The organism is Sporosarcina thermotolerans (assembly GCF_030067815.1).
Lineage (GTDB): Bacteria > Bacillota > Bacilli > Bacillales_A > Planococcaceae > Sporosarcina > Sporosarcina thermotolerans.
In genome coordinates, this window is the sequence record NZ_CP125968.1 from 3,367,495 (window position 1) to 3,384,367 (window position 16,873).

At 41.9% G+C, this 16,873-nt stretch carries 17 protein-coding genes and 1 pseudogene; 1 reads left to right on the plus strand and 17 read right to left on the minus strand.

The window, feature by feature from the left end; genetic code table 11:
• Positions 1-617 precede the first annotated feature (617 nt).
• From QNH10_RS21300 to QNH10_RS18875, 6 genes are all read right to left on the minus strand, one after another.
• Positions 618-665 carry an SEC-C metal-binding domain-containing protein gene (locus tag QNH10_RS21300; RefSeq protein WP_430541129.1) on the minus strand — a complete coding sequence of 16 codons (48 nt, stop codon included), beginning with the start codon at positions 663-665 and terminating at the stop codon, positions 618-620.
• Positions 666-828: 163 nt separating this feature from the next.
• On the minus strand, positions 829-1,977 hold the full coding sequence (locus tag QNH10_RS18855; RefSeq protein ID WP_283732788.1) for a plasmid pRiA4b ORF-3 family protein: 1,149 nt from the start codon (positions 1,975-1,977) through the stop codon (positions 829-831).
• Between the two features lie 163 nt (positions 1,978-2,140).
• The gene (locus QNH10_RS18860; RefSeq protein WP_283732789.1) at positions 2,141-2,320 is read right to left on the minus strand and encodes a hypothetical protein; all 180 of its coding nucleotides are present in this window, start codon (positions 2,318-2,320) and stop codon (positions 2,141-2,143) included.
• Positions 2,311-3,366, minus strand: coding sequence for a hypothetical protein (locus QNH10_RS18865; protein WP_283732790.1), 1,056 nt, complete (start codon positions 3,364-3,366; stop codon positions 2,311-2,313). The genes QNH10_RS18860 and QNH10_RS18865 overlap by 10 nt, the downstream gene beginning before the upstream one ends.
• A 26-nt stretch (positions 3,367-3,392) precedes the next feature.
• Positions 3,393-4,694 carry a serine hydrolase domain-containing protein gene (locus QNH10_RS18870; protein WP_283732791.1) on the minus strand — a complete coding sequence of 434 codons (1,302 nt, stop codon included), beginning with the start codon at positions 4,692-4,694 and terminating at the stop codon, positions 3,393-3,395.
• Between the two features lie 115 nt (positions 4,695-4,809).
• Positions 4,810-5,556: a hypothetical protein gene (locus QNH10_RS18875; protein WP_283732792.1), complete on the minus strand. Its 747-nt coding sequence runs from the start codon at positions 5,554-5,556 to the stop codon at positions 4,810-4,812.
• 477 nt (positions 5,557-6,033) lie between these two features.
• Here QNH10_RS18875 and QNH10_RS18880 point away from each other — a divergent pair, with 477 nt between their 5' ends.
• A complete protein-coding gene (locus QNH10_RS18880; RefSeq protein ID WP_283732793.1) occupies positions 6,034-6,750 on the plus strand; it encodes a nuclease-related domain-containing protein in 717 nt (238 codons plus the stop codon).
• A 719-nt stretch (positions 6,751-7,469) separates the two neighbouring features.
• Here QNH10_RS18880 and QNH10_RS20895 read toward each other — a convergent pair.
• From QNH10_RS20895 to QNH10_RS18930, 11 genes and pseudogenes are all read right to left on the minus strand, one after another.
• Positions 7,470-7,910, minus strand: coding sequence for a tripartite tricarboxylate transporter substrate-binding protein (locus tag QNH10_RS20895; RefSeq protein ID WP_347177932.1), 441 nt, complete (start codon positions 7,908-7,910; stop codon positions 7,470-7,472).
• On the minus strand, positions 7,904-8,455 hold the full coding sequence (locus QNH10_RS20900; RefSeq protein WP_347177933.1) for a type 2 periplasmic-binding domain-containing protein: 552 nt from the start codon (positions 8,453-8,455) through the stop codon (positions 7,904-7,906). The genes QNH10_RS20895 and QNH10_RS20900 overlap by 7 nt, the downstream gene beginning before the upstream one ends.
• Before the next feature lie 51 nt (positions 8,456-8,506).
• Complete coding sequence (locus QNH10_RS18890; RefSeq protein WP_283732794.1) at positions 8,507-9,181, minus strand: response regulator; 675 nt, start codon at positions 9,179-9,181, stop codon at positions 8,507-8,509.
• A 12-nt stretch (positions 9,182-9,193) separates the two neighbouring features.
• Entirely contained in the window at positions 9,194-10,768 is a 1,575-nt protein-coding gene (locus QNH10_RS18895; protein ID WP_283732795.1) for a sensor histidine kinase, read from the minus strand.
• Positions 10,769-10,859: 91 nt separating this feature from the next.
• Positions 10,860-11,594, minus strand: coding sequence for a sulfite exporter TauE/SafE family protein (locus QNH10_RS18900; protein WP_283732796.1), 735 nt, complete (start codon positions 11,592-11,594; stop codon positions 10,860-10,862).
• 24 nt (positions 11,595-11,618) lie between these two features.
• Complete coding sequence (locus QNH10_RS18905; protein WP_283732797.1) at positions 11,619-12,542, minus strand: MFS transporter; 924 nt, start codon at positions 12,540-12,542, stop codon at positions 11,619-11,621.
• A gap of 2 nt (positions 12,543-12,544) precedes the next feature.
• Positions 12,545-12,766: a hypothetical protein gene (locus QNH10_RS18910; protein WP_283732798.1), complete on the minus strand. Its 222-nt coding sequence runs from the start codon at positions 12,764-12,766 to the stop codon at positions 12,545-12,547.
• Positions 12,767-12,884: 118 nt separating this feature from the next.
• Positions 12,885-13,907, minus strand: coding sequence for an ABC transporter ATP-binding protein (locus tag QNH10_RS18915; protein ID WP_283732799.1), 1,023 nt, complete (start codon positions 13,905-13,907; stop codon positions 12,885-12,887).
• Positions 13,888-14,904, minus strand: a complete 1,017-nt coding sequence (locus tag QNH10_RS18920) for an ABC transporter ATP-binding protein (RefSeq protein WP_283732800.1) — start codon at positions 14,902-14,904, stop codon at positions 13,888-13,890. The genes QNH10_RS18915 and QNH10_RS18920 overlap by 20 nt, the downstream gene beginning before the upstream one ends.
• Entirely contained in the window at positions 14,901-15,842 is a 942-nt protein-coding gene (locus tag QNH10_RS18925; protein ID WP_283732801.1) for an ABC transporter permease, read from the minus strand. The genes QNH10_RS18920 and QNH10_RS18925 overlap by 4 nt, the downstream gene beginning before the upstream one ends.
• A 33-nt stretch (positions 15,843-15,875) precedes the next feature.
• Positions 15,876-16,825 (minus strand): annotated as a pseudogene (locus tag QNH10_RS18930) (ABC transporter permease).
• Positions 16,826-16,873 lie beyond the last annotated feature (48 nt).

Here is a 16,873-nt window from a genome sequence, read left to right on the forward strand (position 1 = left end):
ATTGGTGCGGTCCGGGTGTAGTGGTCCGGGTGCCCCAGTAAATGCAGTGGATGCGGCATGTAAAGCTCACGACTTATGCTATCTTTCGTACAAAAGTCGTTGTGAATGTGATATAGAATTTCTTGATCGCCTGGAACAATACATTAACCTAAATAACTTGGAAGGCCGGCACGCGAGGATGCTTTACCGCTATATGCTTGCCCAATCTAAATTCAATTGTTGGTGGTCCTAATTTCAAACCCCCGGTCGAATATTCAACCGGGGGCGTAGACTACTTTTATCGTGTATAAGAAAGGACAGCAGATGGGAATTTTCGTAGAACTTTCAGAGCTTCAACTTTTGTCGCAAACTCGAACATCCTAAAACTTTTTTGTTCAAAAACAGTAAGTACCCACATGATGCATTCTCCTTTTGTTTTGGTTTTGTTTGGCGAATCGCCTTCCTATTTCATATGGTACTACCTTTAAACCAAAACAACAGACAAGAATTACAGTTTTCACAAATCAGTCATGGACGAAGCGCTTACATTTGTCAAACGCGTGACTTCATTGTGCGATTCGGAAAATGGAGCACATAATCATCCCCTGTGCTTAACCCCTAACAATTCACAACTCCATTCAATTCCCACAACACTTCTTGTATTTCCTACCACTCCACAAGGGCAAGGTTCGTTGCGCCCTATTTTATATCCACTAGGAAGTGGCCTAAGATTAGACTTTTCCAGTTGAAATAGTTCATTAGGAGTGTGTCCACGATTTTCCCAGAGTCGGGTAGTGTTGGCAATTTCCGTAACACAGTGTAAATAGGAGTTGATCTGAGCCATATCTTTTAGCCCCAATCTACTTGCAAATGCTTGAAATACAGAAAGGACATTTGAAAAAGTAACGGATAATTCTCCACTAGATTTTCTATTTCACTATTAATTTTCCTTGCCGGAAAACCGTCCTTCATCATCAATTGCCCAAGCCCTAACTGCTGTGGAGTCTGTTCAAAATATGCATCCTTAACGTATTTAAGGAGCTTGTCCTTTTCGGGAACATAAAACGGCTTCCCTTTTATTTCCCCTGACAATGGTGCTTCATCCACATAATCCATAGCTTCATGATAAAAATTCAAACCTTCCACATGCACATGCCGATTTTTCAACAACTCAATAGTCGTAAGGTCAGTTACCATTGCCTTCATCATTTCACTCGAAATTACCGATTCATTTTGCCCATTATAAATCTCCCGCACTTTTTCTTGAGGGACGACTCCATATAAGTTCGTACAAGCAACAATATAATCAAGAATCAGATCTCTGGACGAAAGTTCCACTTGTTTTAATTGCTTAGGTCCGCGATATTTATCCGACTTCACATTATAATTATCATGGTCAATAAGGTCCCACTCGGTTTTCTTGTACTTTACATATTTTAAAATATTATTAAGGGCATCAATATCAAAAGGCTTATAGTATTGCGCCTCAGCCCACTCGTGGATAGCCAAATAATCTGGATGTTTCGGGTCATGGTAGATATCTAAAAATCCGATATACCCCTGCGGCCCCCCAACATCTTCAGGAGGAGCTGTTCCCTCTCCGGCAAGAACAGTCGGATAACCGAAATAGTAATCCTCAACGACCTCCTCAAGTTCTACGCTGATACGCCAGTCATCTCCCGAATCATATCGATACAAGAATTCTCCATTCTCCTCCAAATACGTATCGATTTTCAAATGGGAAGGTCGTTTAAGCTTCAAGCCATTAAACTCTTTCTTATATTCTTCATGTGTAAAAGGGTTATTTGTAATGAAAAGCCCATCTACTTCTATATCGAAATAATGATACGGCTCATCAATAAACCTACTTTGAAAGTTCGTGACGTATTGAATCATTTCATGTAGCCGATTAAACGTTGCTCCCGCAGGAAGGATTATCCTTCTCCAAATTGGCGGGTCGATATCTTCAAATGTCAGTTTTACAATATATGCTTTCATCGTTACACCTCGGCTTTGCACAAATTCAACTTACTAATAGTATCTATACTAATTCTTCATCCTGAAAATATCCAGCTTGCACATCATGCAAAAGAAAGCCAACCATTAATTACACGATTGACTTCCCTTTTATTTAATTCAATTATAGCGAATTGATTCCCAATCACTGCTTCCTCGTCAACCATAGGGAAGTTATTTCATCTTCTATATTTGAGTAGATTAATAGACGGTGCTCGCCAAATGTATAATACTCTATATATTCGTTGTAAATATCATCGAACACTTTCTTATCTGACTCCCCTAATAGTGCTCTCAGCTCTTCTGTCGAATTGGTCAATGCCATTTTCGATACACTATGAATGAAACATCCTGCGTCCCTTCATTATAAAAGTACGTATAGCCGCCCGGAAATTCATAGTAAGGACCGCCCTCATAGTAATCATGGCCAACCCAGTCATTTCTTTCCTGCAGCAACTTGTCAATTGGTTGCCCAAGTTGCACATTCTGATTGATAAACATGCCTTCCGACAATAAGGCTGTAGATTGATCTGTAAACGTGTATTGCGGAAAAGCCAAGTAGAAGTGCTGATATTCATGCCACTTGCCCGCTAAATATTCACCTGATGCAAGCCCGAATTCCTCCTGATCGGTATAGGACCTTTCAAAGTGGAAAGCAAAACTCATTTTTTCAGGATGCCATTTCCATGTTGTAAACGTCCATCCGGGAACAGCATCCATCGTGTCTTCCGAATCCAAATACATTTGTAAATAACTATCTTCGATTGCCCTAAATGTTGGATGCGAAGCCTGCACTTCGACTTTGCCATCAAATTGAATCTCTTTCAATTTTTCTCCATCATAAGCCCATGCAGTTATTAAATTCAGTTTTGTCGTCTCCTGCCGCGCCAAACTAAAAATTGTATACTCCCCAAATGTATAAGTACCAAGCGCCTCCTCAGGATCAATCAACAATCCGTCAACCTGTACTTGAAACTCAGCTTCTTTTGCGCCATCCTCTGCCAAAAACAGGGCATACGACCCTTCTTTAGGTGCTTGCTCTTTTCCAGTAATCGAAGACAATGATTCAGTTGAAATTATATAAACATCTCCAACCGCTTCACCGGACCGAACTCTAATAGTTGCAATGGCATGCTCCTTCGCCGCTTTTAGAGAAATAAAAACTCCATCTTCACCATTCACATCAACTTCCGGCTCCGAAACTCCCTCATCGACAATCTCACTCTCAGGTTGCGAAATCGGTGCTTTCTCACTGCACCCTGCAAGGATTCCGGCAACTAAAACCAAGCCCACTTTAACAGCAAAACGGCGAATTGCAACTAAACCTATTCCCAAAAGCGAAATTGTAAAAACTATAATAATAGTATCCAACCATTACTCTCCTTTCGAGGGCATCGTCACTCTTTAACCAGCATTCTAAGCCCCATAAACAACGCCCACGCGTTATTTTCATCATCAAAAAAGAATCGTATCGGTTTTTCAGTCGACTCAATGACGAGGGTGGATTCAGCACTGGCACGGAGAGTAAAAACTTCATTCCCAATGGTAGCCGTAGCTACATCACCATCCAAAGAGATGATCACCTCGGCACCCTCCCCCGACCGATACGTTCCAACCATTCGTTGAAGTTGTTCGTTCTTCATTTCATATTGCGGTTCCACACATCTTTTTTGGTCAGTCGGAAGATCCAACACAGTATTGATCGCTGCAAGCCAAATAGCGTCTGCACTAACATTACTCAAATTCGTCAACACAGCAACCGCAATTCCCCGTTCAGGAATGAACCCAAAATTGGATGAAACACCCGGTTGCCCGCCGCCATGCTCAACTAATGTAACACCCGAATAGTCGGGAGTGATTTTAAGTGCATACCCATAATAGCTATTCCCGCTCACCCAGTGTACAGGTTCAGTCATCCTACGAATGTATTGATCGCCAACAATCATTCCCAATCCTCCAACATACGCCTCCCCATACTTCAGCAAATCCAATACCGTCGATCGAATGCCGCCACCAACCGCATAATTCCCTAACATCGGCCAAGGACAATGCTCTGGCTTGCCATTCTCCAAAACGTATGGCACAGTAACATTTTCAAAGCCCTTCAATTCCTGAAGGTTGTATGTAGTTCTTTGCATCTCCAATGGTTCGATAATTAACTTCCGGATAAAGTCCTGATAATTTTCGCCTGTTATCTGTTCAATAACTGCACCCAACAATAAAAACATATCGTTGTTATAGCAGATAAATTCACCTGGTCTACCCAAATAGGTATGCTCAGCTTCATTCAAATAACGCAGATGTTCTTCAAACCCACTCAGTTGCTCCAGGCGCTCCATCGTCCCAAGCCCAGTTGTATGCGACAAAAGATGATGAATCGTTATTTCATCGATAAATCTACAATCTTTCAACTTGAAATTAGGAAGGTGTTTACTCACCGGATCTTCAAGTCGCAATTTGCCTTCCTCAACCAATTTCATGATCGCAAGTGCGGTAAATGACTTTGTAATGGAAGCAACCCCAAAAATCGTCTCTGGTGTGATCGGCTCTTTCGTTTCCAAATCTCTAATCCCAAAACCTTTTTGGTAGACCACCTTTCCATTCTCAGAAATCGCTACCGCGACACCGGGAACCTTTTCGGCCTCCATTATTTCCCTTACATATCCCTCAAACTCCCCCCACTGAATCACGTGCACCATTCCTTCCGATTTGAGAATTTTCTTTTATTTAACTAATTCTAACACTCCCTTTGATGGTTTAATAGGCGAAAAAAAGACCAATAGCAACATAGGCCATTGGCATTCTTCATTATAATCACCACATCTTCTCATACGTTTCAATGCCAAGCTTAACATTATACGCATACCCGATATTCTCAATAATCTCTTTTACTGTTTTCACACCAATTTGTGAATACGCCCGATTTAATGTCAGCGTATTATTAGTGGCGTATTCGGGCCATTCTTTTCGTGTGGAATAGGGTGTATTTACAAAATAGTAAGCTTCAATCTCGCCAATTCGTTCATAGTCAGATCGCCTTATTAACGGCCGCAAATACCCCTTTTGTTCGATTAACTTTTTTGCTTCGTATTTCTGGGCGGCTGTTTCAAAAGACATTTTGGCTGTGAATATCTTATCACCACGTGAATTCCACAGCTCCGTTGGGCGATAGATGTGTATGTTCAAATCATGGTAAGTGACAAGATCCTTTTCAATAATCTTCTTTTCCGACGTGATTCTGTCGTAGTTAAATTTGATGCCAAGCAGCTGCAAAATTTCAATCGTTGCACTCGGCCCGCTTCCACTGTATCCGCAAGTCGCACCACTTAACCAAATCTCCCGCTCACTATCTTCATTCCTTAAGATAAAAGTGTAGTTTCTTAATTGAAATTCCCTTTTCCCATTATCTAAATAGATATCCGGGACATTTCGATAGATTTCCGGAATATCCTCATCGTTGAAATATACTTCAAAACTCGTCACGTCATCCAATAAATCCAAATTCGCTTTAATATACCTCACCGTGCTATGAGGATCAGCACTATACCGAATGATTTCCATGTAACAATTCCTCCCTTTAGATTGCCCTAATGAAAGGTATGTTGGAGTGGTATAGGAATAGCACTTTTATAGATTGATTGCGTACGGTACTTGCAATTCTTTGTGTGCGCACAGGTCCCCTTTGGACGTGGATGCTCCATCTTTGGACGCGCTGGCCTTGTCTTTGGACGATGAAGCCACTTCTTTGGACGTGCACGCCACTTCTTTGGACGCGCAAACCACTTCCTTGGACGCGGAAGCCACTTCTTTGGACGTGGCCTGGAATGTTTTAGATGTAGGCACAAATATTCGAAGTTACCTATATCAAAAACTATGTCCATTTATAAGAAAAAATTATTTTTATCCCCCAAAATTCGAATTTGAGACGCGATTTGGCGCCTGTAGAAATTTTAAACCCGTAAAAAGGGGTCAAATTTTAATTATCACCCCTTTTGGAAATATTTTGAAGTACTGATAGAATGCACTTGAGGTGATTAGATGTTAATCAAAAAAAGGAATGAACCGTTGTCGCTAATAGGACTGCAGTCATTAATCGATAGGCTTGGAAACAACCATCAGTATTACTTTAAAGTAGAAGAAGAGTTAAGAAGGAGGAAAGCTGGGTATAGTGGTGAATTGAATTTTGACAAGCACATTAAGGAATTCCGGCCCTCATACCCATTTGCGTTGATTCACGATGTATGTCTTTTCCACAACGGTGTGTACTTTCAAATGGATTCGGTACTGATCATGCCGGACAGAATCATTATTTTTGAAATTAAAAACCTGGGAGGTAAACTAACTGTAAAGACAAATCCAACACAATTCATTCAAGAAATCAATGGTGAACGAAAGATTCTACAAAGTCCAATTACTGAGCTTGAACGAAAGAAGATATTTTTGGATAGATGGCTTAAGGAGCGCGGAATTAATATCCCGATCAAAGGAATGATCGCGCTGGCTTTTACAAATGAATTATTTATCGAGGAAGATACCGGCACTGAAATTGCATTCACCCGTGAAATTCCAATTAGATTATACAACATTGAAATTGAAAAAGAGTTATTCAATTTTGGTAAAGTCAATACACTTGCTCGCAATATTGCAGAATCGCACCAGGAATACAATCCATTTCCTTTAACAAAAACGATGAACATAGACAAAAAGGATATAATTACAGGCGTTATTTGTCCGGGTGCAGTTACAAGGGAATGATTTGGTTTCAGAAAAAATGGCAGTGCCCAGAATGCAAATATAATGCGGCTGACTGTCACTTTTCGTTACTGAATGATTGGTTCCACTTAATGGATAATCAAATTACTAATCGCCAATTCCGTTACTTTTCACGGGTCGAACATCAACCCATTGCAAAAAGATTATTGAAAAGGTCAGGTCTTGTCATGAAAGGAAGTCGGAGTACTGCGTTTTATACCAGGTGATTTATGAAATTTCTTTTTTAATTGGGGAAAATCATGACATATCCGAAGAAGGGGACAGCGTCTGGGGCTCGCTTTGGACGCGCAGGCCATTTCTTTGGACGCGCGAGCCATCTCTTTGGACGCGCAAGCCGATTCTTTGGACGCGCGGGCCATCTCTTTGGACGCGTGAGCCATCTCTTTGGACGCGCGGACCAACTCTTTGGTCGCGCGGGCCATCTCTTTGGACGCGCAAGCCGATTCTTTGGACGCGCGGGCCATCTCTTTGGACGCGTGAGCCATCTCTTTGGACGCGCGAGCCACTTCTTTGGACGCGCAGGCCACTCCTTTGGACGCGCGAGCCACTTCTTTGGACGCGCGACGCACTCCTTTAGACGCGCGAACCGATTCTTTGGACGCGCAAGCCTATTCTTTGGACGCGCAAGCCTATTCTTTGGACGCGCGGGCCATCTCTTTGGACGCGCGACAAACCCCCATCACACAAACCAAGCACCCTTCTTAATCCACCAACCCTGATCCCTCCAACAACTGGCGATACATCCTCTCCTGCTCCTCTAAAAATCTCTTCGCCTCACTACTTCCTTTATAAAAAGACTCCCATTTGTTTTTCCTTATCAACTTCCCCCACGCCTCGGTTTCAGTCATCTTTTTTATCGTTTGATTCCAATAGGCAATTTCTTCTTCTGTCATACCAGGCGGCCCCATAATGCCTCTCCAGTGCGGGAATACCATGTCGACGCCTTGCTCTTTCCAAGTGGCAACATCCTCTAACCCTTCAAGACGTTCGTCCGATGTGACAGCTATGACTTTGAACTGATGCGTCTGATGTTCATCGATAAATTCGGAAACGGAGGATATCGCTACATCTATTTGACTGTCAAGAAGGCGCTTATCGATGTCTCCGCCGCTATCGTATACAATAAAATTCAGCTTTAACACATCGACCCGTAGGATTTCGCTGCCAGAAGAAAAGAGATATGGTCATTGTTTGCGAGTCCCGGTGCGATAGCAATTTTCAGTGAGGACGGGTCTTCTTTCAATTTTTCCAGCAACTCTCTTGCGTCTTTGAAAGGAGAATCGTTTGGCACCGCAACGGCAATCCATTCTGTTGTGAGAATGGCAAGTGGTGTGAAATCCCGGAAGTCCACTTTGCTTTGTCCAAGGAGATGGTTCGTCAGCAGAAGACTTGAATTAAAAGCAATATGATGTGCATCTTGATTGGATAAGTGCTGCCAACCGACTTCTCCACTGCCGCCTGCCTTATTCACAACGAGAATGTTCTGTTCCACTAAACCCTCCTCTATCAAGACTTGTCGGACTGCACGTGCTGCGGCGTCCCATCCTCCGCCGATTGTTGCTGGGGCTATGATTTCAATCGTTTTTGTCGGAAAATCCTTCTCTTCCATTCCGGCTTTGCTTCCGGTGGAGCAGGCTGGCAAAAGCAATACGAAAACAAGTAAAAATGCTTGAATGACACTTTTCATCGTTCTCTCTCCTCTTTCTAGATAAAAACGAGCATCCCCCTACAAGGATGCTCAAACCATAAAGTATTTCCTTTCGGGGCGTCCGACAATCCCATACTCTAACTCAGCCTTCATTTTACCAATCGACACAAGGTATTCCATATACCTTCGCGCCGTTGTTCTTGATACACCAATCTGTTCCCCGATTTCTTCAACGGTCGTGCCCTCTGAGAAATCCGTCATCGTTTCCATGACCTTCGAAAGTGTTAGCGCATTGACCCCTTTCGGCAACGTTTCTTGTTGTTGTGTCTCGAAAGAGTGCTTACTGAATAACTGATCGACCAACGACTGTTCAACTGGTTTGTCCGATTCAAGAATTGACTTTCTCTTTTTAAATTGCTCAATGACTTCTTGCAATTTCTGTAACTGCAATGGTTTGATCAGATAATGGAAGGCACCTGCCTTAACACTTCTTTCGAGGATTTCCATATCCTTCGCAGCGGTGATCATGATGAAACTTAGATCCGTGTAGGTCTTTTTCAAATCCATCACTAAGTCGATCCCTAACTGATCAGGCATGTAAATATCAACAAGCAGAAGATCAATTCTTTCCTTTTGAAAATACCCGTGAACTTCTTCTGCTCGTAATGCCTTCCCCACTACTTGAATGCCTTCAATACTCTCCAAAAGTTGTTGATGGATCTCCGCAATTCTAAAATCGTCTTCTACGATTAAAACATTTATCATTCGAATCCCCTTTCAACTATTTCGGTTTTTCGGGATGTAAACTGTAAAGATGGTTCCATTTTCATTGCTTGTCCATTGAATTTCCCCACCAAGATCCTGAATCGCACTCATTACATTCGATAAACCATATCCATGCTCGTTCTTTCCCTTTGTCGAAAAACCTTGCGTGAAGATCTTATCCGCAATTACCGGGTCAATCCCCCTACCGTTATCGGACACTTCAAAGATAACGTCCTTGCCAAGATCCAAGGCGAAGAAATTCACCTCTCCATTCGGTTTATCAATGACCTCTTCAAAGGCATTGTCAATGAGATTGCCGATAATGATCGTTAACAATCCAGTTCCGATGAATTTCGGAAGTTCCGCGATACTACTATTTTCATCAATGTTAAAAATGATCTTATTTTCCGATGCTTTTCCTATTTTTCCAAATAGAATTGCTTGAACGTTCGGGTCTTTAATGTTTTCAAGTATAAATGTATTCGTATGTTGAGTAATATCAATTTCCTCTTGAATCATCTTGACCGCTTCGTTGTATTTTTGAAGTTGCAATAAAGCCGAGATAACGTATAGCTTATTCATATATTCATGCGTTTGGGCGCGTAAGTCATCCGAGTACTTCGTCACTTCAAATAATGTATTTACGAGTTCATTCATCTCCGTCTTATCCCTGAATGTGATGACTGTTCCGGAAATAGCAATTTTTTTACGCAACGGTACAATTGTCATGATCAATGTCTTCTTTTGAAACTTTAATTCAAAGGTTAATGGCTTTTGTTGAATATTTAATAGTTTAGAGTCTTGTAAACTCGGAAAAACTGACTGAATTGCTTGTCCCTTATAATCGCTTGAGATGTTCAATATTTTCCTAGCTGCCGTATTGATGATTGTTATTTTCCCTTCACCGTCAGTCGCAATGAGACCTTCTGAAATGGAAGCGAGGACAGCATGTCTTTCCATGTAAAAAACTGCAATTTCCTGCGGTTCCATACCAAACGTATCTTTGCGGATTTGGCGTGCAAGCCAAATACTAAGGAGAATTCCAATGACAAAAATTGAAAGCGAGAAAAATGCCAATTTTTTTGTACGCTCAATAACGGTATGCCGGAGGTCTTTCACTAAATAGCCAACCCTTGCTGTACCGACAATTTGTCGATTTACGTATATTGGCGAAATAGCAACAACTGCAGATCCGACGATATCGTAAGAAATCAAATTATAACTACCACCGAAAACAAGTGCCTTCGTCTCATCCTTACTTGGATAAAGTTCACCGATTTCATCGTCAACCGGATGGGCAAGTACTTTCCCTTCGCGGTCCTTGATTACGATAAACGCTGCTTCTGACTGAGTCACATAATAATCGATCAACGGCTTCAATTCGTCCGTATTTCCTTCCGACATTGCCCATTGAACGGAATCCATTTGCGACAGGATTTTCGTTGTTTGTATGCCCTTTTCAGCTGCATTTTGGAACACCCGTTTATAATCTGTGTATATAAAAAGGCTCAACATCAAAAAGACCATCAAAAAGACAAGGAAAACTACTACAATTAAAATCTTTCGTTGCAATGTTCCTTTAAACATGCAATCACCAATTTCTATCTTAAGTTACAATTCCATTATATCAATATCCGTCGAATCTTGTATTCAATCTTTTCTTTTTGGATAAAATTCTTCATTTTAAGTTTTCAATGACAAGCTGAAGGATAATAGCGACAGTTACAACGCGCAATATCGGTTTCACGTATTTTGGATTCAACTTCTGCGCGATTCGCACGCCCAATTGTGCCCCTGTCACTGAGCCAAGAAGTAAAGCAATCGTCATTGGCCAAATGATCATCCCTGTCGAAATATAACTGATAGCTGCCCCAAAGCAACTTGAAAATGTCGCAAGCCGCACATATCCGACGGCTTTAATATAGGCGACATTTAAATAGCCAAATAAATAGAGCATTAATGTTCCTTGACCGGGACCGAATAACCCGTCATAGATTCCAATTCCGTAAAGGCCGGGAGCGCTTTTCTTGGAAAAACGGAGAGGTTCATCCCCATTAAAACTTCCTTTGGATAAAAACGAAGTGATGAATGCGAAAATCAATAAACAAATTGCTACCCAATATAAGTTTGCCGCAGACATCAATGAAGCGATATAGCCGCCGCTTAACCCTCCAGCAAGACTTACAGGGATGATCCAAAATGATTCTTTGAATGAAATCTCTTTCCGTCTAAGTAAAACGTAAAAACTTGAAAATGCACTTACTGTATTCGATACTTTATTCGCCCCGATGGCCGAATGGATTGGGAGCCCCATTAACAGCATGGACGGTAGGCTGATCAGACCGCCACCTCCAGCAAGTGTGCCTAATGTCGTGGCAACAATCCCAATGAAAAAAATTAGAACAAATTCCATATAAAAACCCCTCTATTCCCCAAATTATGTACTGACTTCTTCATCATGATTTTTACGTGGTTTCATAATAATCGCACCACCAATTAAAAATGCACCACTCACATAAAAGACGGATACTACGCCAATCCATCCACCGACCGCACCGAACAGAACAGGCGCGATGAATTGGGAAAGCCGATTGGTCATTAAACGAATACCTAACACTTCACCGGTGCGCGATTTAGGTGAAGCATTGTAAGTCGTCGTCATGGAAATCGGTTGTCCACATCCTAAGCCAAATCCCATCAGACAGCTGAAAATAAAAAAGAGAATGATATTATGCGAGATAGAAAAACCTAAAAACGATGCGCCCGCAAGGAGGATGGAGGTAAATAAAACGACTTCTCGACCCAATCCTTGCAATAATTTAGGCAAGACAAATCGGATTATCATCATTGCGAGCCCTTGAATCGAAAGAATCCAACCAATTGTAGTGGTTGAGAGTCCGATATCCGTTCCATAGAGCGGAAAATACGCAACAAATATATCTTTCGAATAAAGTACGAGTGCACTTGAAAATAATGCTTTTTGAATCAGCGGATCCTTCACTAACTGCAGTGAAGCACCAAAGCTTACTTTTTCAGTCGTCTGTTCTTTTATCGTGACCGGTATGAAAAATGCAAAACCGATTAACAGAATACTAATGATCATTGATACAAGAAAACCTGCCGAATAGGAGAAATGATCGGCTAAATAGCCGCCCATCACCGGACCGACCAATGCCCCGCCTGCAACCGCTAATGCAAACATGCTGAAATAATAATCGCGTGTTTCTTTTGTCGCGTCATTCCCAAGAACATTTTGCAATGAAAGCGCAATAAAAACATTGGAAGTTCCAACGAGGATTTGGCTTACATATAAGGACCAAATCGATTCGAATAAATAAGGGAACAACATTCCGACAGCCATCCCTAACAACCCGAAAGTGACGGGAAGACGGTCCCGATTTTATCGGCAATCTTTCCCGCCTGGATGGCGATCAATAGTGGGAGTGCTGCAAATGATGCCGTCAATATGCCAATTTCAAGCATTGAAGCATTCATTTCATATGCAGACAATGTGAGTATCGGGCGGGTTGCATTGATCACGATTTGAAAACCTAACACGATGATTAACACATTTCTTAATACCATAGGTGCTCGCCTCATATTCTTCCGGATCCGTAATAGCCAATTTAACTAACTAAAACGTTCCACCTTGGAATGCAGTAAAAGACTCCTTTCCTCAAAATTGAAGGAGTCTTTTATCCGTTTATTCATCATATAAATGACAGGCAATCTGATGGCCGCTCGCAACTGCTTTCTTCTCCGGAACTTCCAATTTGCATCGGTCCATTGCGAAAGGGCATCGGGTGTGGAATACACAGCCTGAAGGAGGGTTCATCGGAGATGGCAATTCACCTTTTAGTATAATCCGTTCCTTTTTTTCACCCGATTTTGGAACAGGTACTGCCGATAAAAGCGCCTGTGTATAAGGATGTAATGGGTTTGCAAATAGTTCATCCGTAGGTGCCTCTTCCACTAATTTTCCAAGGTACATGACGCCAATCCGATCAGAAACATGGCGAACTACACTCATATCATGCGAAATGAAAAGATAACTTAAATCCAAATCAGCCTGTATTGTTTTCAGCAAGTTAAGGATTTGAGATTGAATCGAAACGTCCAATGCCGAAACCGGCTCGTCCATGATTAATAGTTTAGGATTCAAGATAAGCGCTCGAGCAAGCCCGATCCGTTGCCGTTGTCCCCCTGAAAATTCATGTGGATAGCGATAATAATGCTCGAGTTGCAATCCGACTTTACTTAATATCTCCATGACAATCTCAGTCCGCTCTTTCGGCGTTCCGATGTTATGGATGATCAGCGGCTCTTCAAGGGTTTTACCGATTCTTTTCCTAGGATTCAAGGATGAATAGGGATCCTGGAAAACCATTTGAATATCTTGTCGTACTTTGCGCAACTCTTGTCCTGAAAGTTTGAAAATATCCTTACCATTATAGATGGCTTGGCCCTCTGTTGGCTCGATGAGTTTCAGCAAAGTACGCCCTGTTGTGCTTTTTCCGCAACCGGATTCCCCAACGAGGCCATACGTTTCACCTTTAAGAATGGAAAACGAAACGTCATTTACCGCTTGAACAAAAGTCTGTTCTTTGTTGAATTCCAAAAGGCCTTTTTTAACAGGGAAAAACTTCTTCACATTTTTTATTTCCAAAAGTGTTTCTTTGCTCTCGAGCTGTTGTTCATTACTTGACTCAATTGTAAGTGTGGACATCGGCAGTTCCCTCCTGTTTCGTAAGGATCTCTTCAAAATGCCAGCATTTCACTTTTTGCGTAGCTGTATATTCGGTGACAGGAGGCGAAGATGCAATGCATTGTTCATCCGCAAATGGACAGCGCGCGGCAAAACGGCATCCTTTCGGTACACGTGTCAACGGAGGCACAGTTCCTTCTATTGTATGTAGCATTGCTGAGCGATCTCCATCTAATTGAGGAATTGATTTGATCAACCCTTGCGTATACGGATGTAAAGGTCGCTCGAACAATTCTTCAATACTTGCTTCCTCAACTATTTCGCCTAAATACATGACAACAACCCTCGAACAAAGGTCAGCTACCACACCAAGGTCATGCGTGATGAAAATGATGCCCATATCCAGTTCTTCGTTCAGATTATTCATCAGATCCAATATTTGAGCTTGTATCGTTACATCAAGAGCAGTTGTAGGCTCATCTGCGATTAATAGTTTTGGTCGGCAGGCAAGAGCAACTGCAATCATCGCCCGTTGTCTCATTCCGCCGGAAAGATTATGGGGATATTCCTTTGCTCTTTTTTCAGGCGACGGAATACCAACAAGTCTTAATAGTTCAATTGCCTTTTCCTCGGCCTCTTTTTTACTCGCATTTTGATGTAAAATGATGGACTCCGCAATTTGGCGACCGACTGTATGTACTGGATTGAGCGTACTGAGTGGGTCTTGGAAGATCATGGAGATATCATTTCCTCGAACTTCATTAATCTGTCTTTTATTAAGGGAAAGTAGATTCTTTCCGTTAAAGTTTATTTCTCCTTCATATTCGACTGTCCCTTCTTCGAAAAGGCGAAGAATCGTTTGGGACATAACACTTTTCCCACAGCCGGATTCACCTACTACGCCTACGATTTCCCCTTTTTTGACGTCAAAGGATACACCATTCACGGCTGTCACATGACCTGTTTCGGTATAAAAATGTGTTTTAAGATTTTTTATTTCCAAGAGTACATCTGTCATCCCACAATTTCCTCCTTCCCTTTTATTGACTTGGTACGCTTTTTCGTGACCTTTTTATAATGCGGATCCATAATATCCCGTAACCCATCACCTAAAGAGTTAAGCCCGATAACGGCAATGATGATTAGAAGGCCCGGGAAGACAGTCATCCACCAAGCATTGAAAATGACAAGCTTTCCGTCATATAAAATATTCCCCCAACTTGGTGCTGGTGCAGGAATCCCCGCCCCCAGGAAGCTAAGTGCGGCTTCTGTAATAATTGAATCGGCAAAGATGAACGTCGCTTGTACGATCAATGGTGACAATATGTTTGGTGCAACATGCAGCCAAATAATGCGAGTGGAACTTGCGCCTTGCGCTTTCATTGCTTCAATATACGTTTGTTCGCGAACGACAAGTGCTGCCGATCGGACAATACGTGCTACATACGGAGTGAAAACGATGCTCAACGCGATGATGACGTTTTCAACTTTTGGACCTAAAGCTGCCATTAAAGCAATTGCTAAAAGAATCCCAGGAATCGCCATCAGTCCATCACAAATCCTCATTAATATTTGATCCAATCGTTTATAAAAACTTGCGTAAAGGCCGATTGTCAGACCTACAATTGACGTGATGATTGCGATTGATAAACCTACACTAATGGAAGCCCTCGCACCAAAGACAATTCGCGTAAGCAAGTCCCGTCCAAAGTTATCCGTCCCCAATAAGTGCTCTGCATTTGGGGCTTGAAGCCGGTTGTTCACTTCCAAATCCAATGGGCCGAAGCTAGTTAAATATGGACCTACAAAACTTAAAAGCATTAAAAATATAACGATAATTAATCCAATCACCATCGAATAATTGGAAAAGAAACGTTTTTTCAGTAGCTGCTGTTGCTCTTTCTTCAGTTTCCTTCTTGCTTCTGATAGCGTTAACGTACTCCCTATATTCTCCATACTATTCCTCCTTGCCTTAACAATGGATTGGGTCTATTTTTCTTCCAATCGAACCCGCGGATCAATGACTCCGTAAAGAATATCGATGATCAGGTTCAGCATGACATATACAAACGTTACAAATAGAACAATTCCTTGGATAACCGTATAATCGCGTCGGGCAACTGAATTGATGATCAGCGATCCAATGCCTGGTATATTAAAAATCGTCTCCGTTACAACCGCACCTGTTACCAATCCACCAAATGTAATTCCGATAACTGTTAGGATTGGTAGGAAGGCATTCTGCAAAGCATGGCCGTAAATGATTCTTCTTTCGACGACTCCTTTGGCGCGCGCCATTTTAATATAGTTCGTATTTAAAACTTCCAACATAGAAGATCTCGTCATCCGGGCAATCAAAGCCGCTTGGATAGATCCTAACGAAATTGCCGGCATGATTAAATACTTGATATGGTTCCATAATCCACTATCTAATGGCCGGTACCCCGCGACGGGCAACCATTGCAACTTCACTCCAATAAGTAAAACTAAAAACAATGCAAGTAAAAAACTTGGGATTGCCATGCCAAGTAATGAGAACCCCATAACGGTTTGATCCGTAGCGGTTCCTCTCTTAATCGCCGCTATGATGCCTAATGGTATCGCAATACATAACGCGACAATTTCAGCTAATATCGCGAGCGATAACGTAGGTCCGATATGGCTCATAATTGCTTCATTCACCGACATATTCATGTGATAGGAAGAGCCAAGATCCCCGACTGCCGCTTTTTTAACCCAATTGAAATATTGCTTATAAACCGGCTGATCCAATCCAAGCTGTTTCTTCGCATCAGCAATTTGTTCTGGGTCGCTTCCTCCCCTAACATATAGGTCGTCGGATCACCGGGCGTCAGATGGATGATTGAAAAAATAACAATGGATACAATGAATAACACGGGTATTAACGATAATAACCGCTTAATAATGTATGACCACATGCGTGTTTACCTCCCTCAAGCATAAAAATAAAAAATAACGCCATGTTT